This is a genomic window from Photobacterium sp. GSS17 (genome assembly GCF_028621875.1).
GTDB lineage: Bacteria > Pseudomonadota > Gammaproteobacteria > Enterobacterales > Vibrionaceae > Photobacterium > Photobacterium ganghwense.
The window spans coordinates 300306-321307 of the sequence record NZ_CP117517.1 but is presented as its reverse complement, the minus strand read 5'-3'; the positions used below and the strand labels follow the sequence as shown (position 1 = coordinate 321307).

Here is a 21002-nt window from a genome sequence, read left to right as displayed (position 1 = left end):
ACCCAACAACATTACTGCTATTGAATCTGCGGCTCCGTGCAGAAAAGTATTTAGAGAGTGGTGGGCGATACCGGGCTCGAACCAGTGACCCCCTCCTTGTAAGGGAGGTGCTCTCCCAACTGAGCTAATCGCCCTCCGATGTTTTACATCTTCCGAGGAGAAGATGGTGGGTCGTGCAGGATTCGAACCTGCGACCAATTGATTAAAAGTCAACTGCTCTACCAACTGAGCTAACGACCCGTGGCGTCCCATAGGGGAGTCGAACCCCTGTTACCGCCGTGAAAGGGCGGTGTCCTAGGCCTCTAGACGAATGGGACCTTTTGTTCCGGGTTTGGGTACCCGAACACATGTTCTCTACATTTCGACCAAGCAATCTGTGTGGACACTACGCAAAGCGCAGTCTTTAGGTAAGGAGGTGATCCAGCCCCAGGTTCCCCTAGGGCTACCTTGTTACGACTTCACCCCAGTCATGAACCACACCGTGGTAAACGCCCTCCCGAAGGTTAAGCTATCTACTTCTGGTGCAGCCCACTCCCATGGTGTGACGGGCGGTGTGTACAAGGCCCGGGAACGTATTCACCGTGGCATTCTGATCCACGATTACTAGCGATTCCGACTTCATGGAGTCGAGTTGCAGACTCCAATCCGGACTACGACATACTTTGTGGGATTCGCTCCACCTCGCGGTCTTGCTGCCCTCTGTATATGCCATTGTAGCACGTGTGTAGCCCTACTCGTAAGGGCCATGATGACTTGACGTCGTCCCCACCTTCCTCCGGTTTATCACCGGCAGTCTCCCTGGAGTTCCCACCCGAAGTGCTGGCAAACAAGGATAAGGGTTGCGCTCGTTGCGGGACTTAACCCAACATTTCACAACACGAGCTGACGACAGCCATGCAGCACCTGTCTCAGAGTTCCCGAAGGCACCAAAGCATCTCTGCTAAGTTCTCTGGATGTCAAGAGTAGGTAAGGTTCTTCGCGTTGCATCGAATTAAACCACATGCTCCACCGCTTGTGCGGGCCCCCGTCAATTCATTTGAGTTTTAATCTTGCGACCGTACTCCCCAGGCGGTCTACTTAACGCGTTAGCTCCGAAAGCCAGTGTTCAAGACACCAACCTCCAAGTAGACATCGTTTACGGCGTGGACTACCAGGGTATCTAATCCTGTTTGCTCCCCACGCTTTCGCATCTGAGCGTCAGTCTTTGTCCAGGGGGCCGCCTTCGCCACCGGTATTCCTTCAGATCTCTACGCATTTCACCGCTACACCTGAAATTCTACCCCCCTCTACAAGACTCTAGCCTGCCAGTTCCAAATGCGATTCCGAGGTTGAGCCCCGGGCTTTCACATCTGGCTTAACAAGCCGCCTGCATGCGCTTTACGCCCAGTAATTCCGATTAACGCTCGCACCCTCCGTATTACCGCGGCTGCTGGCACGGAGTTAGCCGGTGCTTCTTCTGCAGCTAACGTCAAACAATACCGCTATTAACGATACCGCCTTCCTCACTGCTGAAAGTGCTTTACAACCCGAAGGCCTTCTTCACACACGCGGCATGGCTGCATCAGGGTTTCCCCCATTGTGCAATATTCCCCACTGCTGCCTCCCGTAGGAGTCTGGACCGTGTCTCAGTTCCAGTGTGGCTGATCATCCTCTCAGACCAGCTAGGGATCGTCGCCTAGGTGAGCCGTTACCCCACCTACTAGCTAATCCCACCTGGGCCAATCTTAGCGCGAGAGGCCCGAAGGTCCCCCTCTTTGCTCCGTAGAGATTATGCGGTATTAGCCATCGTTTCCAATGGTTATCCCCCACACTAAGGCATGTTCCCAGGCATTACTCACCCGTCCGCCGCTCGCCGCCCAACAAATCCCCCGAAGGGTCAATGTTGTCGCTGCCGCTCGACTTGCATGTGTTAGGCCTGCCGCCAGCGTTCAATCTGAGCCATGATCAAACTCTTCAATTAAAGTTTTGGCTCGATGAATACTGAATTAAATTGACTGTGCCAAAATAACCGAAGCTATTTTGAATTGGTCACTCAGTTCATCGATAAATCTTTTTGACTATCAGTTCACGAGTGCCCACACAGATTGCATGGTCAAATTGTTAAAGAACGTTGACTTTCAATGCGTTAGCGCGGAGCGCTTCAGCAAGTCAGGAGGCGTATAATACGCTTCCCAGCGTTTAAGTCAAGGTAAAATTCTCTACTTTTTCAGTCAGTAAAAAACCTTAGCGTGACTCCGCTCACTGATTCACCAGTTGGAGCGAAAGAAAAGCCCGTTGTGACCCAACGGGCTTTCTGGAATAGGTGCCTGGCGATGTCCTACTCTCACATGGGGAGGCCCCACACTACCATCGGCGCTGCTGCGTTTCACGTCTGAGTTCGGCATGGGATCAGGTGGGTCCACAGCGCTATGGTCGCCAGGCAAATTCTTTGATTCACCGCCCGCAGGCCGCAAATCACAATCTTGGAAAAAACTGACTAAAGTTCAAGCACACCATTCAAGTGCTCATGGAGTCCGTAAAACCCCTTGGGTGTTGTATGGTTAAGCCGCACGGGCAATTAGTACAGGTTAGCTCAACGCCTCACAGCGCTTACACACCCTGCCTATCAACGTTCTAGTCTCGAACAACCCTTCAGAGAGCTTAAAGCTCTGGGGATGACTCATCTTGAGGCTCGCTTCCCGCTTAGATGCTTTCAGCGGTTATCGATTCCGAACTTAGCTACCGGGCAATGCGTCTGGCGACACAACCCGAACACCAGAGGTTCGTCCACTCCGGTCCTCTCGTACTAGGAGCAGCCCCTCTCAATCATCCAACGCCCACGGCAGATAGGGACCGAACTGTCTCACGACGTTCTAAACCCAGCTCGCGTACCACTTTAAATGGCGAACAGCCATACCCTTGGGACCGACTTCAGCCCCAGGATGTGATGAGCCGACATCGAGGTGCCAAACACCGCCGTCGATATGAACTCTTGGGCGGTATCAGCCTGTTATCCCCGGAGTACCTTTTATCCGTTGAGCGATGGCCCTTCCATTCAGAACCACCGGATCACTATGACCTGCTTTCGCACCTGCTCGAACCGTCATTCTCGCAGTCAAGCGGGCTTATGCCATTGCACTAACCTCACGATGTCCGACCGTGATTAGCCCACCTTCGTGCTCCTCCGTTACGCTTTGGGAGGAGACCGCCCCAGTCAAACTACCCACCAGGCACTGTCCGCACCCCCGATAAGGGGGCGACGTTAGAACATCAACACTACAAGGGTGGTATTTCAAGGACGGCTCCACAGATACTGGCGTACCTGCTTCGAAGCCTCCCACCTATCCTACACATGTAGGGTCAATGTTCAGTGCCAAGCTGTAGTAAAGGTTCACGGGGTCTTTCCGTCTAGCCGCGGGTACGCAGCATCTTCACTGCGATTTCAATTTCACTGAGTCTCGGGTGGAGACAGCGTGGCCATCATTACGCCATTCGTGCAGGTCGGAACTTACCCGACAAGGAATTTCGCTACCTTAGGACCGTTATAGTTACGGCCGCCGTTTACCGGGGCTTCGATCAAGAGCTTCTCCCTAAGGATAACCCCATCAATTAACCTTCCGGCACCGGGCAGGCGTCACACCGTATACGTCATCTTTCGATTTTGCACAGTGCTGTGTTTTTAATAAACAGTTGCAGCCACCTGGTATCTGCGACTGCCAGCAGCTCCAAGAGCAAGTCTCTTCACCGCCGGCAGCGTACCTTCTCCCGAAGTTACGGTACCATTTTGCCTAGTTCCTTCACCCGAGTTCTCTCAAGCGCCTTGGTATTCTCTACCCGACCACCTGTGTCGGTTTGGGGTACGATTTCTTGCTATCTGAAGCTTAGAGGCTTTTCCCGGAAGCATGGCATCAATGACTTCAGCACCGTGGTGCCTCGACATCGGGTCTCAGCCTTGAGATGGTCCGGATTTGCCTAAACCATCAGCCTACACCCTTGAACCTGGACAACCGTCGCCAGGCCCACCTAGCCTTCTCCGTCCCCCCATCGCAATAGCAAGAAGTACGGGAATATTAACCCGTTTCCCATCGACTACGCCTTTCGGCCTCGCCTTAGGGGTCGACTCACCCTGCCCCGATTAACGTTGGACAGGAACCCTTGGTCTTCCGGCGAGGAGGTTTTTCACCCCCTTTATCGTTACTCATGTCAGCATTCGCACTTCTGATACCTCCAGCGCCCCTTACAGGACACCTTCAGCGGCTTACAGAACGCTCCCCTACCCAATACGCTAATGCGCATTGCCGCAGCTTCGGTGTATCGCTTAGCCCCGTTAAATCTTCCGCGCAGGCCGACTCGACCAGTGAGCTATTACGCTTTCTTTAAATGATGGCTGCTTCTAAGCCAACATCCTGGCTGTCTGAGCCTTCCCACATCGTTTCCCACTTAGCGATAACTTTGGGACCTTAGCTGGCGGTCTGGGTTGTTTCCCTCTCCACGACGGACGTTAGCACCCGCCGTGTGTCTCCCGGATAGTACTTACTGGTATTCGGAGTTTGCAAAGGGTTGGTAAGTCGGGATGACCCCCTAGCCTTAACAGTGCTCTACCCCCAGTAGTATTCGTCCGAGGCGCTACCTAAATAGCTTTCGGGGAGAACCAGCTATCTCCGAGTTTGATTGGCCTTTCACCCCTAGCCACAAGTCATCCGCTAATTTTTCAACATTAGTCGGTTCGGTCCTCCAGTGCGTGTTACCGCACCTTCAACCTGCCCATGGCTAGATCACTCGGTTTCGGGTCTAATCCCAGCAACTGCACGCCCAGTTAAGACTCGGTTTCCCTACGGCTCCCCTATACGGTTAACCTTGCTACTGAAATTAAGTCGCTGACCCATTATACAAAAGGTACGCAGTCACAGGACAAAGCCTGCTCCTACTGCTTGTACGTACACGGTTTCAGGTTCTATTTCACTCCCCTCACAGGGGTTCTTTTCGCCTTTCCCTCACGGTACTGGTTCACTATCGGTCAGTCAGGAGTATTTAGCCTTGGAGGATGGTCCCCCCATCTTCAGACAAGATAACACGTGTCCCGTCCTACTCGTTTTCACGCCAAATGTGTTGTCGGCTACGGGGCTGTCACCCTGTATCGCTGAGCTTTCCAGCTCATTCGCCTGACACCTAAAGCGCTTAAGGGCTAATCCGGTTTCGCTCGCCGCTACTGCCGGAATCTCGGTTGATTTCTCTTCCTCGGGGTACTTAGATGTTTCAGTTCCCCCGGTTCGCCTCATCAAGCTATGTATTCACTTGATGATAACTGCTTATGCAGCTGGGTTTCCCCATTCGGAAATCGTAGACTCAAGTGGCTCTTACTGCCTTATCTACGCTTATCGCAAGTTAGTACGTCCTTCATCGCCTCTGACTGCCCAGGCATCCACCGTGTACGCTTAGTCACTTAACCATACAACCCCAAGAGGTTTCGTATGTTCAAACAACCAAGGTTTTTCCATCTGAGTTAAGATGGTTAGTTTGTTTTGCCGGACTCTTCTTACACAAGACACTTGAATGTGTATTGCTTGAGAACTCGTTTCTCTTTCGAGAAACAATAATTTCGATTCGTATGAATCGAATTACTAGTCAGCTTTCCAGATTGTTAAAGAGCATTAAAGCAAACAGCTTTAATCAATAGCGAGCGCCATTCATTAAGGCTTTCTGCTGTTGTTTTTAACTTATTAACCAAGCAATCTGTGTGGACACTACGCAAAGCGCAGTCTTTAGGTAAGGAGGTGATCCAGCCCCAGGTTCCCCTAGGGCTACCTTGTTACGACTTCACCCCAGTCATGAACCACACCGTGGTAAACGCCCTCCCGAAGGTTAAGCTATCTACTTCTGGTGCAGCCCACTCCCATGGTGTGACGGGCGGTGTGTACAAGGCCCGGGAACGTATTCACCGTGGCATTCTGATCCACGATTACTAGCGATTCCGACTTCATGGAGTCGAGTTGCAGACTCCAATCCGGACTACGACATACTTTGTGGGATTCGCTCCACCTCGCGGTCTTGCTGCCCTCTGTATATGCCATTGTAGCACGTGTGTAGCCCTACTCGTAAGGGCCATGATGACTTGACGTCGTCCCCACCTTCCTCCGGTTTATCACCGGCAGTCTCCCTGGAGTTCCCACCCGAAGTGCTGGCAAACAAGGATAAGGGTTGCGCTCGTTGCGGGACTTAACCCAACATTTCACAACACGAGCTGACGACAGCCATGCAGCACCTGTCTCAGAGTTCCCGAAGGCACCAAAGCATCTCTGCTAAGTTCTCTGGATGTCAAGAGTAGGTAAGGTTCTTCGCGTTGCATCGAATTAAACCACATGCTCCACCGCTTGTGCGGGCCCCCGTCAATTCATTTGAGTTTTAATCTTGCGACCGTACTCCCCAGGCGGTCTACTTAACGCGTTAGCTCCGAAAGCCAGTGTTCAAGACACCAACCTCCAAGTAGACATCGTTTACGGCGTGGACTACCAGGGTATCTAATCCTGTTTGCTCCCCACGCTTTCGCATCTGAGCGTCAGTCTTTGTCCAGGGGGCCGCCTTCGCCACCGGTATTCCTTCAGATCTCTACGCATTTCACCGCTACACCTGAAATTCTACCCCCCTCTACAAGACTCTAGCCTGCCAGTTCCAAATGCGATTCCGAGGTTGAGCCCCGGGCTTTCACATCTGGCTTAACAAGCCGCCTGCATGCGCTTTACGCCCAGTAATTCCGATTAACGCTCGCACCCTCCGTATTACCGCGGCTGCTGGCACGGAGTTAGCCGGTGCTTCTTCTGCAGCTAACGTCAAACAATACCGCTATTAACGATACCGCCTTCCTCACTGCTGAAAGTGCTTTACAACCCGAAGGCCTTCTTCACACACGCGGCATGGCTGCATCAGGGTTTCCCCCATTGTGCAATATTCCCCACTGCTGCCTCCCGTAGGAGTCTGGACCGTGTCTCAGTTCCAGTGTGGCTGATCATCCTCTCAGACCAGCTAGGGATCGTCGCCTAGGTGAGCCGTTACCCCACCTACTAGCTAATCCCACCTGGGCCAATCTTAGCGCGAGAGGCCCGAAGGTCCCCCTCTTTGCTCCGTAGAGATTATGCGGTATTAGCCATCGTTTCCAATGGTTATCCCCCACACTAAGGCATGTTCCCAGGCATTACTCACCCGTCCGCCGCTCGCCGCCCAACAAATCCCCCGAAGGGTCAATGTTGTCGCTGCCGCTCGACTTGCATGTGTTAGGCCTGCCGCCAGCGTTCAATCTGAGCCATGATCAAACTCTTCAATTAAAGTTTTGGCTCGATGAATACTGAATTAAATTGACTGTGCCAAAATAACCGAAGTCATTTTGAATTGGTCACTCAGTTCATCGATAAATCTTTTTTGACTATCAGTTCACGAGTGCCCACACAGATTGCATGGTCAAATTGTTAAAGAACTTACAGCAACGAACGATTGAGTTGTCGCTGCTGAGGTTGCGCATCTTACCAGAAGCAACCACCCTGTCAACAGTTTTTTTGAAATAATTTTCTCAAAACCCTTTAATGACAGGCCTCAGATTTGAAAAGCTAGGTTTTTATAAACTTAGCAATATAAGCCTGAGGAAAGGCTGATAATCATAGTCGTTCAAACGATCATGTCAAGCTTTTAACACTCAACAAATTATCAAACCTATCGACCAACAAGTTATTCACAGGTTATGGATAACTTATCCAAGACCGTCAACCGTGCTGGTGAGGCGGCATTATAGGGACTTCTATTATGTTAGCAAGGGAAAACATTGTCTTTTCTTCTCGCTTGATGAGAAAAACAACATTAACCAGCAAAAAACACAAAATACCAGCAATTATTGAAAGTGTTTAAATCAAAAATCTCATTAAGCTTAGTCGAAAATCACAATTTCAAACGTCAAAATGCAAACAGGACTGACAATGTCAGCCCTGTTTGAAGGAAATGATCGATTTAAACTGTCAGAGAAACAATAAAAGAAGGATTTAACAGTTCTTCCCTGTGATACTGCAGAGGTTGCCCTTCCTTATCAAAGACAATAGCACCTGCACTTTCCGCAATACATTGACCCGCCGCCGTATCCCACATCATCGTTGGGCCAAGCCTTGGATAATATTGAGCACGCCCTTCCGCTACCATACAAAACTTAAGAGACGAGCCGACCTCTGCCATTTTATGCTCGCCCAAGTTTTCCAGAAACCCTGCCAATTCAGGACTCGGATGGGAACGACTGCCAACCACTGTAGGAACCGTTGCAGGTCGGACCCGAATCCGTTCGCGTCCCGCTTTCGTTTCCAACCAGGCCTGAGAACCGTCGCCTAACCAGCTTTTGTTCAATGCCGGGGCATGCACCACAGCCAACACTGGCTTGCCCTGCTCGATCAAAGCGATGTTCACCGTAAACTCACCGTTTTTACGAAGGAACTCTTTTGTGCCATCAAGAGGGTCAACCAGCCAGAACCGCTCCCACTTCTGCCTTTCTTGCCACGGGGTATGCGCCGATTCTTCTGACAGGATAGGAATATCAGGAGTGAGCTTTTCCAACTCTTCAATGATCAGGGCATTGGCTGCCAAGTCAGCTTCAGTAACCGGACTGCTATCCGCTTTTTCTGTTACCTGTACCTGACTGTGATAATGCTCCATGATCACTTTGCCGGCAGCAATTGCGATGTCATATAAAGACGACAGTTGATTCCCCACTCGTTACTCCTTACTAACGGATAATCTGATTGTGTTTAAGTTGAGCCACACACTGATCCACCAGCTCGCTGACAGTATAGTCGCCAGCCTGAAGGTGAATTTCTGGTGCCTCAGGTTTTTCGTACTCAGAGTCAATTCCAGTAAAGTGCTTAATTTGACCTGCGCGGGCTTTTTTATACAAGCCTTTGGGATCACGCTTTTCACATTCCTCTAATGGTGTGTCGACAAAGACTTCCAGAAACTCACCGCTCGGGAGCATGTCACGCACCAGTTGTCGTTCCTGACGATGGGGGGAAATAAACGCACTCAGCACAATCAATCCGGCATCGGCCATCAGCTTAGCCACTTCGCCGATCCGGCGAATATTTTCCCGACGATCTTCTGTCGAAAAACCCAGATCTTTGCACAAGCCATGGCGGATATTGTCACCATCAAGCAGATAGGTATGAAAACCCAATTCAGCCAGACGAGTTTCCAGCGCTCCGGCCACGGTGGATTTTCCCGCACCGCTCAATCCGGTGAACCATAATACGCAAGGTTGCTGCTTTTTCTGTTGTGATCTGAACGCTTTGTCAATTTGGTGAGCATGCCACACCACGTTGTCATTATCATGAGTCTGTACAGCCGAGGTCATTATCAACTCCGTTTGTCATCAATACTTAAAATGGAAAGAGGCGTGGGATCAACGCCAGCACAACCACGGAATATACGCAGGAGACCGGTAGCCCAACTCGAAAATAATCTTTTAACCTATAATTGCCCACGGTGTAGACCAGCAGGTTAGTCTGATAACCGTAAGGCGAAATAAAACTGGCACTGGCTCCAAACAGAATCGCCATAATAAAAGGCATCGGATCGACCCCGTAACTGAGTGCCAGACTGTATGCAATTGGAAAAGCCAGAGCCGCGGCGGCATTATTGGTCACCAGTTCGGTGAGCACTAAGGTCATGAAGTACACAGCAATCAAGCCGCCGTAGATGCCCCAACCGTTAAAAGCCGACATCAGTACGTTACCCATACTTTCAGATAGCCCACTAGACAGCATCAACTGCGCTAACGAAAGGGCTGAGCCCACAATCACAACGATGTCGACCGGGAAACGGCGTCTTAATTCGGCAAACGAGATCACCCCACTCACCACCAGCATGACCAAATATGCCGCCAGGCCTTTAATGATCGGCAACAGGTCAAACAATGAAGCCAGAATGACCGCCGCAAACCCAAACAGGACAGCCGCACTCTTTTTGCCATCCAGCTTAGCGCTGGAATCCAGCCCGCTGACCAGCACAAATTCACGATTCAGCAAACGCTGTTTTTCATGAAACGTTTTACCCGGCACCACCACCAGAGTATCCCCTGCACGCAGCTCAATATTCCCCAACCCACCAGCCAGACGTTCGTGGCCCCGGCGAATGGCGACCACAACGGCATCAAACTTTTCACGAAATTCCGCGCTTTTCAGGGTTTTCCCACAAATCCCCGCTGACTGGCTGACGATCACTTCCAGCATCGACTGGCCATTTAAATGGTGTTGGCCGAACAGCTGTAATCCACTGATTTCCTGCAAAGTGGTAACACTTTCGACATCCCCACAAAACAACAAGGTGTCACCGGCCTGCAGCCGGGTATCCGGACACACCGGAGCCAGTGTTTTGCCGTCACGCAGGATTTCAGCCAGAAAGAGCCGACGCAAAGCCCGCAGCCCGTTTTCCGCAACGGTTTTTCCCACTAAAGGCGAATCTGCTTTGATCTTGGCTTCCAGAAAGTACGGCAGATCATCCTGACCCTGCTCCTCATGCACCGGTAACAGGTAACTAAGAGGGATCAGAATCACCAGCCCGACCACCAATACCGCGACACCAATAGCCGTCGGAGCAAAAAAGCCCAGACTCGGCAACCCGGCGTCTTCAACAAAGCTGTTAACGATGAGGTTAGTCGAGGTGCCGATGAGGGTCAGCGTGCCACCGAGGATTGCCGTATACGACAGCGGGATCAGCAAGCGGGAAGGCGCATGACGCTGATTACGCTTGATGGCGCCAATCAGAGATACCACCACGGCGGTGTTGTTCGTGAATGAGGAAAGAAACGCTGTTGATAAGCCCAGTTTTGCGACAACGGTAGATTGTCCGCCCTGAGACAGTTGGCGGCCTACCCAGCTCACCAACCGCGTTTTCTCCAAAGCAATGGAAACCAGGATCAACAGCACCAGTGTCAGTAACGACGAATTGGTAAAATTCCCCGCCAGTGTCGGTAAATCAATCAAACCTAACTGGAACCCGATAAACGCGGCGCCTGCAAACAGGAACGCAGGTTTTATTCGGGTCAGCAGCAAACAGCTGATGATGACCAACAACATGGCGAAAACCATTCCCTGTTCCCATCCCATGTGCGTTACCCCAATAGCTTACTGATGTCCTTGGCATCCCAGTGTGGGAAGTGCTTACGGATCAGAGCATTCAATTCAATCTCAAAAGCTGAATGTTGGGCCGTAGTGGCCGTGTGTTGCTCAGCCAGTGCTTCACGTACCATCCCCGCACCAACCGTGACATTGGTCAGTCGGTCAATGAAGATAAACCCACCGGTATCCGGGCATTGTGCGTAGCTATCTGCCGCAATGGACTCAGTCAGGTTGATTTCACACAGGCCTATTCCGTTCAGCGGCAACTCAGGCGTCTCAAACGTTTGCAGGTTATTAATGTCGACCTGGTGACGAATGACTTCGACCGAACCGACCGTTTTCTTGCCCGCGACTTTAATATCGTACTGACGACCGACCTGCAGCGGCGCTTCCGCCATCCAGACCACATCCGCCAGCAGACGGTTACTCAGCGCCACGTTGCTGGTTATCGGTACCAAGGTATCACCACGGCTGATATCAATCTCATCGGCCAGAGTCAGAGTCACGGCCTGACCGGCAACGGCTTGCGGCAGATCACCATCAAAAGTCACAATGCGATCCACGGTAGAGGTTTTACCGGATGGCAATGCTTTGATTGCGTCCCCGACACGTACCACGCCGGATGCAACCGTACCAGCGAACCCACGGAAATCGAGATTCGGGCGGTTGACATATTGCACCGGCAGACGGAATTCACCGGACTGACGATCTTTACTGATATCCACCTTTTCCAGCAGTGACAGCAAAGATTCCCCGTCATACCAAGGGGTGCTGTCACTCAGCTCCACCACGTTGTCACCATCCAGCGCGGACAACGGCACCAACTTGATATCCAGTTCAGCATTTAGCTGGGCTGCAAATGTCAGGTATTCATCCCGGATGGCATCGAAGCGCGATTGCTCAAAGCCCACCAGATCCATCTTGTTCACCGCCACGATAAAATGGCGGATCCCCAGCAGACTGGCGATGTAGGAATGGCGTCGGGTTTGATCCAGTACCCCTTTACGGGCATCAATCAGAATCACAGCCACATCACAGGTCGATGCACCGGTTGCCATATTACGGGTGTATTGCTCATGCCCCGGGGTATCAGCAATGATGAACTTGCGCTGTTTGGTAGAAAAATAGCGATACGCCACATCAATTGTGATGCCCTGTTCGCGTTCAGCCTGTAGGCCGTCCACCAGCAACGCCAGATCCGGTTTATCACCGGTCGTGCCAACTTTCTGGCTGTCAGCGTGAATCGCGGCCAGCTGATCTTCATAAATCTGCTGCGAGTCATGCAACAGTCGACCAATCAGGGTGCTTTTACCGTCATCCACCGAACCACAGGTCAGGAAACGCAGCAGGGATTTGTTCTGGTGCTGATCCAGGTAGGCTTCAATGCCTAACTCAGCCACTTGTTGTTCAATTACACTGTTCATCCTGCTCTCCTTAGAAATAACCCTGACGCTTCTTCAGCTCCATCGATCCGGACTGATCGTGGTCGATCGCCCGTCCCTGACGTTCACTGGACGTTGCCACCAGCATCTCTTCGATGATGCCTGGCAAGGTATTCGCTTCAGACTCAATAGCCCCGGTCAGCGGGTAACAGCCAAGGGTACGGAAACGGACGCTCTTGTGTTCAATCTGCTCACCCGGCTTCAGTTCCATCCGATCATCATCCACCATGATCAGCATGCCATCACGCTCAACCACCGGACGAACGGCCGACAGGTACAGCGGCACGATTTCAATCCCTTCCAGATAGATGTATTGCCAGATATCCAGCTCGGTCCAGTTCGACAGCGGGAAGACTCGGATGCTTTCCCCTTTGTTAATCTGGCCATTGTAGGTATGCCACAATTCCGGACGCTGGTTCTTCGGATCCCAGGTGTGGTTTTTGTCACGGAACGAGTACACCCGCTCTTTGGCACGAGACTTTTCCTCGTCCCGGCGCGCGCCGCCGAAGGCCGCGTCAAAACCGTATTTATTCAGCGCCTGCTTCAGCCCCTGAGTCTTCATGATGTCGGTGTGCTTTGACGAACCGTGAGTGAATGGGTTGATCCCCATCGCCAGCCCTTCCGGATTCTTATGCACCAGCAATTCAAAGCCGTATTTCTGCGCCGTACGATCACGAAACTCGATCATTTCGCGGAATTTCCAATCGGTATCCACGTGCAGCAATGGAAACGGAATCTTGCCCGGATAAAAGGCCTTACGTGCCAGATGCAACATGACCGATGAATCTTTGCCGATCGAGTACATCATGACGGGGTTATCAAATTCCGCAGCGACTTCACGGATGATGTGAATGCTCTCCGCTTCCAGCTGCTTAAGGTGGGTAAGTCGTTTAGGGTCCATTACTCTCTCCATGCTAAGCCAGCTTCACAACCGTTGATTGCTCATCAAACGTGTTATGCAATTGCTGTTCCTGCTTGCCGAACCAATGTAGTTTTTCTGAAAGGTTTACCACTTCACCAACCACAATCAGCGACGGTGAGGCAGCTTGTTGAGCGAGATCAGCCAGCTCAGACAGCTGACCTTTAAATACTTTTTGCGAACGCTGGGTACCACGCTCAATGATAGCAATCGGGGTGTCTGGAGCACGTCCATGTCTAATTAAATTTAGTTGAATATCCAGAGAATTCATCAGCCCCATGTAGATCACCAGAGTCTGATTGCCCCGAGCCAGCGTGTGCCATTCCAACTGTTTGCCGTCCGGCTTGATGTGACCGGTCACGAACATGGCAGTTTGGGCATAGTCACGGTGGGTCAGCGGGATCCCGGCATAGGCCGTTGCCCCGGCCGCGGCCGTAATGCCCGGCACGACTTCAAACGGGATATTGGCATCGAACAGCACTTCCAGCTCTTCGCCACCGCGCCCGAACACAAACGGATCCCCGCCTTTCAGACGTACTACTCGTTTGCCCTGCGACGCATACTGCACCAGCAGGCGGTTGGTCTCTTCCTGCGGCACACTGTGGAACCCGGCTTTTTTACCGACACTGATCAGTTCCGCATCCCGGCGAACCAGATCCATCACTTCGTCTGACACCAGATAGTCATACAACACAACATCGGCCTGCTGCATGAGCTGCAGGGCTCGTAGCGTCAGCAGGCTGGCATCACCGGGACCGGCCCCAATCAGCGCCACTTCACCACCGGATTCCACCCCGTTGGCCAACGCTTCCAGTTCCTGCTCGGCAGCCGCGTGATCGCCTTTGGCGACCAAAGAGCCAAAGCGTCCGACGAACGCCTGCTCCCAGAAACGGCGACGCTCTGCAAAAGAGGTTACTTTTTCTGTCAGGCGAGAGCGTAAACGCCCGGCCAGGGTGGCCATCGTGCCGAGATGCTGCGGCAATAGGGCTTCCAGTCGCTCACGTACCAGACGGGCCAGTACCGGAGCCTGACCGGAAGACGACACAGCGACGATAATCGGGGAGCGATCCACAATCGACGGCACAATAAAGCTGCATCGCTGAGTGTCATCCACCACGTTTACCAGTACCTGCCGCTGATTGGCAGACTGGTAGACCAGTGCATTCACGGCTTTTCGCTCGGTGGCGGCAATCGCCAGGAAAATGCCGTCCAGATCGCTGGGCGAGAAAGTGGTACCGATATGGGTCACCTGACCCTGCTCAACGGCATACTGGAATTCCGGAGACAGCGCTTCGGCAATCACCCGTACATCCGCACCGGCTTTCAGCAGCATGCGGGTTTTGCGCCAGGCAATATCATTTCCGCCTACCACCAGGCATGGTCGACGCTTCAAGTCAGCAAATATCGGCAGATAATCCATGTTCCGTGCTCCCGCAATCTCGTTAATTAGGAGCACTATAGAGGGGCGTAAATATGACCTGAAATTCTAAAATTTCATTTTTTATTCCAAAATGTTTGAGCTACGGGCGGAATGGGACGGGAAGGGAGCCAGAATGGGAAAAATCCTGCAGATGATGGGAATTGTCGCCTAACCAGCGGCTACGGTTAGTCTTTTTTCAACTATGCTATCACTTTTTGGCCTAGCATCCGGTGGGCTGTGATGGCCTCCCGATACTAAATGCGTCGGCATATTTCCCCGGCACGGAAAGAAAATAGAGATCTCCGGCACATTAAGGCAATCATGTCACCAAACATGTACACACTTTTTGCTACCTTATGCACGCTTTCCTCTTTCCTGTGATCACGGAGATATCCATGAAGCTCTCAGCCAAACCTCTGTCTATCGCTATTCTGAGCGGCCTGCTGGCAGCAGCCGGTCCTGCAATGGCCGATACCATTAAGCTTCGCATTCTGGAAACCACTGACATTCATACCAATGTCATGGATTACGACTACTACAAAGACAAGCCGACCCTGAAAACCGGTCTGGTGCGTACCGCCACGCTGGTGCAGCAGGCTCGCGGCGAAGTCACCAACAGCATTCTGGTCGACAACGGTGACCTGATTCAGGGCAGCCCAATGGGCGATTACATGGCAGCCAAGGGCCTGAAAAACGGCGAGGTACACCCGGTTTATAAAGCCATGAACCTGCTCGACTACGAGGTCGGCAACCTGGGGAACCATGAGTTCAACTATGGACTCGATTTCCTCAAGGCATCCCTGGCGGGAGCTAGCTTCCCGTACATCAATGCCAACGTGTACGATCTGAAAACCGGCAAGAACCTGTTTACGCCTTACCTCATCAAATCGTACACCTTCAAAGATACCGAGGGTGGCGAGCATGACGTCAAGGTCGGCTACATCGGTTTCGTGCCGCCGCAGATCCTGATCTGGGATAAGAAGAACCTGGAAGGCAAAGTCGAAGCCAAAGATATCAAGCAAACCGCAGAAAAATTCGTCCCGCAGATGAAGGCCGAAGGGGCGGACATCATCGTGGCGATTCCGCATTCCGGAGTCTCGGCAGATCCTTACAAAGTGATGGCGGAAAACTCGGTCTACTACCTGACGCAAGTCGAGGGGATTGACGCTATCGCCTTTGGGCACTCCCATGCGGTTTTCCCAGGCGAGGCGTTTGTGCAGCTGCCTAACACCGACATCGAGAAAGGCACCATCAATGGTGTCGCTGCCGTGATGCCGGGCCGCTGGGGCGATCACCTGGGGGTTATGGATCTGGTACTGGAAAAAGACGGCGAGAGCTGGAAAGTCACCGCGGCTCAGACCGAAGCCCGGCCGATCTTTGACAAATACAAAGGTGAAGCGCTGGTTGAGGCTGACCCGAAACTGGTTGAAGCGATCAAAGCCGAACACAAAGGGACCCGGGATTTTGTGAACCAGCCGATCGGCAAGGCCAGCGATGTGATGTACAGCTTCCTGGCACTGGTGCAGGATGATCCGACCGTGCAGATCGTCAATCTGGCACAGAAAGATTATGTTGAGCGCTTTATTCAGGGCGATCCCGACCTGGACGGCATTCCGGTTCTGTCCGCCGCCGCACCATTTAAAGCCGGCGGTCGTGGTAACGATCCAACCAATTTCACCGAAGTGGAATCCGGTCAGCTGACATTCCGCAATGCCGCCGATCTGTACCTGTACCCGAATACCCTGGTGGCGATGAAAGTCACCGGCAAAGAAGTGAAGGAATGGCTGGAGTGTTCCGCCGGTCAGTTTAACCAGATTGATACCCAATCCGAGCAACCGCAGGGATTGATTAACTGGGATGGTTTCCGCACCTATAACTTCGATGTCATTGACGGTGTGAACTACAGCATCGATGTGTCCCAACCCGCCCGCTACGACGGTGAATGTAAACGGATCAACGCGCAAGCAGAACGGATCGGGAACCTGACTTATAACGGTAAACCGGTCGACCCGGCACAGCCGTTCATTATTGCCACCAACAACTACCGCGCCTACAGCGGGAAGTTTGCCGGCACTGGCGAAGCTTACGTTGCCTTTGCTTCCCCGGATGAAAACCGCACAGTTGTTGCCGACTACATCTCCCGCATCAGTAAAGAACGCGGGCAGGTCGTCCCGAGCGCAGACAACAACTGGCACTTCACGCCGCTCAAGAGTGACAAACGCCTGAATATCACGTTTGAAACTGCACCGGGCGAAAAAGCAGCCGGATTTATTCAGAGCAAAGGCCAGTACCCGATGAAACAGGTCGGTACCGACAAAGTCGGCTTTGCGGTTTACCGCATCGACCTGCAAAAATAACGGCTCCAGCCATAAGAAAATGTACTGCATACCGCAGCTTCTGCTGCGGTATTTTTTTGCTATGATTCCGGCATTATCACCCTAGATAGGTTTATCACCATGCATGCGGTCTTCGCCGAGTTTCTTCGCGAACACGGAGCCTGTGACGCAACAGTGAACGAAGCCCTGGCGGTTGCCAGTCCGCTCGAGTTGCCGACTCGCCATGTTCTGCTCAATCAGGGCGCCGCCCCTGACTCCGTCTATTTTCTGATTGATGGCGTTTGCCACGCCTGCTACCTAACTCCCCAGGGAAAACAGTTCAGCAAGGAATTTTACTGGGATCAGGACATCCTGATCGGCTTTGAGAGCCTGCTGACCGGCTCAGCCTCACCGTATTTGCTGGAAACCCTGTCGGCCAGCCACCTGCTAGCCCTGCCAATCAGCCTGCTCAATCATTGGCGAGAGCAACGCAATCCCCTGTATGTCCGACTGCTCGAACGTCAGCTCCGTTTCAAGGAACACAAGGAGCGATTCATGCTGCTCCACAGTCCGGAGCAACGCTTACAACTGTTTTGCGACAGCTTCCCGGAATTGCTGGAACGGGTGACCGATTACCAGCTGGCCTCTTACCTGGGCGTGACCGCGACCAGCCTGAGCCGAATCCGCAAGCGCCAGGATTCACCACACCCGTAACCGTGATAGTTCGCTTTTGTAAATGCACAGGCGGTCAGCATGCATTATGCTGACCGCATCCTAAGCGATGAGATATGGTAACAAGGAGAGAAGATGCAGTGGCACTGCCTGAGTTTTGATCAACTGACCACCCACCAGCTATACGATTGCCTGAAACTGCGCTGCGATGTGTTCGTGGTGGAGCAGGCATGTCCTTATCCGGAACTGGACGATCATGATCGTGCCCCGGGAACGCTTCATCTGCTGGGCTATCAGAACAACCTGCTGGTTGCCTATCTGCGCTTACTGGCACCGGGCACGACTTACCCCAACGTCAGCCTTGGCCGGGTTGCCACCGCAGCCGCGGCACGCGGCAACGGGCTTGGTCACCGGTTACTGGCTGAAGGGCTGCGCCTGGCAGAACATCACTGGCCCGGTCAGACTATTGATATCGGCGCCCAGTCACACCTCCAGCCTTACTATCGTCGTTACGGATTTGAGCCGATTTCGGCAGAATACCTGGAAGACGGTATTCCCCATATTGATATGCGGCTACCCAAGGCGGTCAATGCTGACCAGCCCTGAGCGTCCTACCAGCAAAAAGCCACCGACAGTTCGGTGGCTTTTTGCTTATTGGTCTTCCGGGAAGCGAGAGCCAGGGGATACGACTATCTGGCTGATGCGCCGGCTACTGGCTACGCACAAAGCTGCCGTCGGAGCGGCGGAAAAACATCACCGGCTCACCGCTGCGCCCTTCGATTTGCAAGGCATCCAGTCCCCCGCCAGCGGTTTGCCGATAACGCAGCAACTGACCTGCCTGAACCTGACTCAGAGGTTTGTCTTTTCCTTCAATAGCGGCCAGGGCATACAGATCCGCCAGCGGCAGCGAACGTTCACGGAAAATCATCGCCAACGTTTCACCACTTTTCACTTTGTACTGCACCCACGGCTGCGATGACGACGGAGCAGACGCCGAGGCGTTCTGGGTCGCCTGGCCAGAAGCAGCTACTGGTTTTGCCGGGACCGGCTTGGTTTGAGCGGCCGGTGGCGGATTGAGTGGCCGCAGACGCTGCTCGACCACCTCCCGTTTCGGCGAAGCCGGTTCTGCACGATCACCAACCACCACCTGTTCCGGCTGAGGCTCATTCAACTGAAGTGACAGTTCTCGTCGCACCGGGTCACTGTTTTCAGCCGGGACCGGCGCACGGCTCGGCAGCATCAGCAGAATAGCCAGCAACGGTGCCAGCACCATCAGCGCACGACGGTGGAAGCGCGGTAACTGTTGCCATTTTTCCGTTACCGGTGCCAGTCGGGTTTTCAGTTTTTCCCGCATTGCCAGCAGCGAGGCCTTATCAAACGTGACGCGGGGCCATGTAAATTCTGTTTTCTTTTGTGTGCGGCGTTTGGCCTGTCCCATAAACAACACTCCAGCGCTTTCCAATTCATGCTTGACTCAAGACAGCATGTCACAATGGTTTACCCTCAGGGGGTGAAACTGTTATCCTGCCTGCTTCATTCACTCTACCAAAGAGATGACACCATGTCTGACGTAAAACTAGATACAGTTGAATCTAAAGCAAGCTACGGTATCGGTCTTCAAATGGGCCAGCAGCTGGCACAAAGCGGCCTGGAAGGCCTGAATGTGGCAGCCATTGCTAAAGGTATCGCGACTTCACTGACTGGCGACATGCCAGAAATCGAAGTAGACGAGATCAACAATGCCCTGCGTGAACTTCACACTCGTGCCGAAGCTGCTCGCCAAGAGCAAGCGAAAGCAGCAGCAGCGGAAGGCGAAGCGTTCCTAAAAGATAACGCACTACGCCCTGAAGTTACAGTGACTGAATCTGGCCTGCAGTACGAGATCCTGGTTGAAGGTCAGGGTGACATCCCTACAGCAGACAAACAAGTTCGCGTTCACTACCACGGTGAGCTGACTGACGGTAGTGTATTCGACAGCTCTGTTAAGCGCGGTCAACCAGCAGAATTCCCAGTAACAGGCGTGATCAAAGGCTGGGTTGAAGCCCTGCAAATGATGCCTGTTGGCTCTAAATGGAAACTGTACATCCCTCACGATCTGGCCTACGGCGAGCGTGGTGCGGGTGCAGCTATCCCTCCATTTGCTGCTCTGGTATTCGAAGTAGAACTTCTGGATATCCTGTAATCCTTCCGAGGAAGACCAAAAACGGTGCTTCGGCACCGTTTTTTGATCGTCCCGACTGAATTTTAGTACCATCTGCCTGTCAGATATCCCCCAGCCTTTTCCCGATGCTCACCGGCAAAAGGTTTATTAACCCGGTCGATACTGGCTTTGCCCAGAAGACGACCACCCTTGGAGAAATAAGATGTCAGCAACTTGGTCTCGACGTATCCTTATTATCGGCTCACTGACTGGTCTGCTCATGATGCCAGCCACCAGCTCAGCTTTCAGCCTGACGGATCTGTTCGGCAGCAAAACCACTGAAGCGGTTGCCGAGAACCCACTGGCCAGCCTGCTGAGCACTCAGCTGGGCGTAACGCCGGAGCAAGCCGCCGGTGGTGCTGGTGCCCTGCTATCCGCCGCAACCAGCCAACTGTCTGGATCACAAGCCACAGAGCTAGCCAAAATGATTCCGGGTGCAGAAGCCCTGACTGGCAGCCTACCTCCGGGCATTGGCGCTCTGCTGGGTAACATGGAAACCATCAACAAAATCTTTGCCGCACTGGGTATGGATGCCAGCATGGTCAGCCAGTTTGTCCCGGTTGTCCTGCAATTCCTGGGTAACCAGGGTGCCAGCGCCGGCCTGCTGCAGTCACTGGGTAACATCTGGGCTCCAGCGGCACAATAAGCCGTTTGCCTCCGTGTGACACGCGACGGCAAGATACCTGTCTGCCCTGTAGCCTCTGTCAGCGGGATGTAAAAATAACAAAGCCTTACCTGCGAACAGGTAAGGCTTTTTCATCTCCGCGTGTTAAGGACAGGTACCAGTCTCGAAGGCGTCATCAGAGCAACGCAGCAAAGTCCCCGTATTACTGAACCCTACTACCCACTCTCCGGGTCTCGTCACCCAGTTTCCCCAATAACTAGGTCACTAGGTCACTAGGTCACCAACTTACATG

12 protein-coding genes, 3 tRNA genes and 4 rRNA genes are annotated in these 21002 nt (G+C 52.7%); 5 read left to right on the top strand and 14 right to left on the bottom strand.

The genetic code is table 11. From position 1 onward, the window contains the following. Window positions 1–58: 58 nt before the first annotated feature. The 13 genes from PGW97_RS01565 to cysG all read right to left on the bottom strand — a co-directional run bounded on the left by PGW97_RS01565 (window position 59) and on the right by cysG (window position 14898). Window positions 59–134 (bottom strand) — tRNA-Val (locus PGW97_RS01565). A gap of 30 nt (window positions 135–164) precedes the next feature. Further along, window positions 165–240 (bottom strand) — tRNA-Lys (locus PGW97_RS01560). Window position 241: 1 nt separating this feature from the next. Further along, window positions 242–317 (bottom strand) — tRNA-Glu (locus PGW97_RS01555). A gap of 91 nt (window positions 318–408) precedes the next feature. Further along, window positions 409–1960 (bottom strand): 16S ribosomal RNA (locus tag PGW97_RS01550). Between the two features lie 344 nt (window positions 1961–2304). Continuing rightward, window positions 2305–2420, bottom strand: a 5S ribosomal RNA gene (gene rrf / locus PGW97_RS01545). Between the two features lie 116 nt (window positions 2421–2536). Continuing rightward, window positions 2537–5428: ribosomal RNA gene (locus tag PGW97_RS01540) — 23S ribosomal RNA — on the bottom strand. Between the two features lie 318 nt (window positions 5429–5746). Continuing rightward, a 16S ribosomal RNA gene (locus tag PGW97_RS01535) occupies window positions 5747–7298 on the bottom strand. The 16S, 23S and 5S rRNA genes sit together here with 3 tRNA genes alongside, the layout of an rRNA operon. A gap of 673 nt (window positions 7299–7971) precedes the next feature. Continuing rightward, complete coding sequence (gene cysQ, locus PGW97_RS01530; RefSeq protein ID WP_273858330.1) at window positions 7972–8718, bottom strand: 3'(2'),5'-bisphosphate nucleotidase CysQ; 747 nt, start codon at window positions 8716–8718, stop codon at window positions 7972–7974. Between the two features lie 13 nt (window positions 8719–8731). Beyond that, a complete protein-coding gene (gene cysC, locus PGW97_RS01525) occupies window positions 8732–9352 on the bottom strand; it encodes an adenylyl-sulfate kinase (protein ID WP_047887631.1) in 621 nt (206 codons plus the stop codon). A 25-nt stretch (window positions 9353–9377) separates the two neighbouring features. Continuing rightward, window positions 9378–11105: an SLC13 family permease gene (locus PGW97_RS01520; protein WP_047887630.1), complete on the bottom strand. Its 1728-nt coding sequence runs from the start codon at window positions 11103–11105 to the stop codon at window positions 9378–9380. Window positions 11106–11110: 5 nt separating this feature from the next. Continuing rightward, window positions 11111–12541 (bottom strand): sulfate adenylyltransferase subunit CysN, encoded by a 1431-nt coding sequence (gene cysN / locus PGW97_RS01515; protein ID WP_273858329.1) that lies wholly within the window; start codon window positions 12539–12541, stop codon window positions 11111–11113. 10 nt (window positions 12542–12551) lie between these two features. Continuing rightward, window positions 12552–13460 (bottom strand): sulfate adenylyltransferase subunit CysD, encoded by a 909-nt coding sequence (cysD, locus tag PGW97_RS01510; protein ID WP_047887628.1) that lies wholly within the window; start codon window positions 13458–13460, stop codon window positions 12552–12554. A gap of 13 nt (window positions 13461–13473) precedes the next feature. Further along, a complete protein-coding gene (cysG, locus tag PGW97_RS01505) occupies window positions 13474–14898 on the bottom strand; it encodes a siroheme synthase CysG (protein WP_273858324.1) in 1425 nt (474 codons plus the stop codon). Between the two features lie 395 nt (window positions 14899–15293). Here cysG and PGW97_RS01500 point away from each other — a divergent pair, with 395 nt between their 5' ends. From PGW97_RS01500 to PGW97_RS01490, 3 genes are all read left to right on the top strand, one after another. Continuing rightward, complete coding sequence (locus tag PGW97_RS01500) at window positions 15294–17255, top strand: bifunctional 2',3'-cyclic-nucleotide 2'-phosphodiesterase/3'-nucleotidase (RefSeq protein ID WP_273858323.1); 1962 nt, start codon at window positions 15294–15296, stop codon at window positions 17253–17255. 99 nt (window positions 17256–17354) lie between these two features. Continuing rightward, window positions 17355–17927, top strand: a complete 573-nt coding sequence (locus tag PGW97_RS01495; protein WP_047887625.1) for a Crp/Fnr family transcriptional regulator — start codon at window positions 17355–17357, stop codon at window positions 17925–17927. A gap of 93 nt (window positions 17928–18020) precedes the next feature. Continuing rightward, window positions 18021–18491, top strand: coding sequence for a GNAT family N-acetyltransferase (locus tag PGW97_RS01490; protein ID WP_273858320.1), 471 nt, complete (start codon window positions 18021–18023; stop codon window positions 18489–18491). 103 nt (window positions 18492–18594) lie between these two features. Here PGW97_RS01490 and PGW97_RS01485 read toward each other — a convergent pair whose 3' ends face one another. Next, window positions 18595–19323 (bottom strand): LysM-like peptidoglycan-binding domain-containing protein, encoded by a 729-nt coding sequence (locus PGW97_RS01485; protein WP_047887623.1) that lies wholly within the window; start codon window positions 19321–19323, stop codon window positions 18595–18597. Between the two features lie 123 nt (window positions 19324–19446). Between PGW97_RS01485 and PGW97_RS01480 the strand changes: the two genes are divergently transcribed. Beyond that, on the top strand, window positions 19447–20067 hold the full coding sequence (locus PGW97_RS01480; RefSeq protein WP_273858318.1) for an FKBP-type peptidyl-prolyl cis-trans isomerase: 621 nt from the start codon (window positions 19447–19449) through the stop codon (window positions 20065–20067). Window positions 20068–20248: 181 nt separating this feature from the next. Next, entirely contained in the window at window positions 20249–20731 is a 483-nt protein-coding gene (locus PGW97_RS01475; RefSeq protein WP_337960366.1) for a DUF2780 domain-containing protein, read from the top strand. The last annotated feature ends 271 nt before the right edge of the window (window positions 20732–21002 follow it).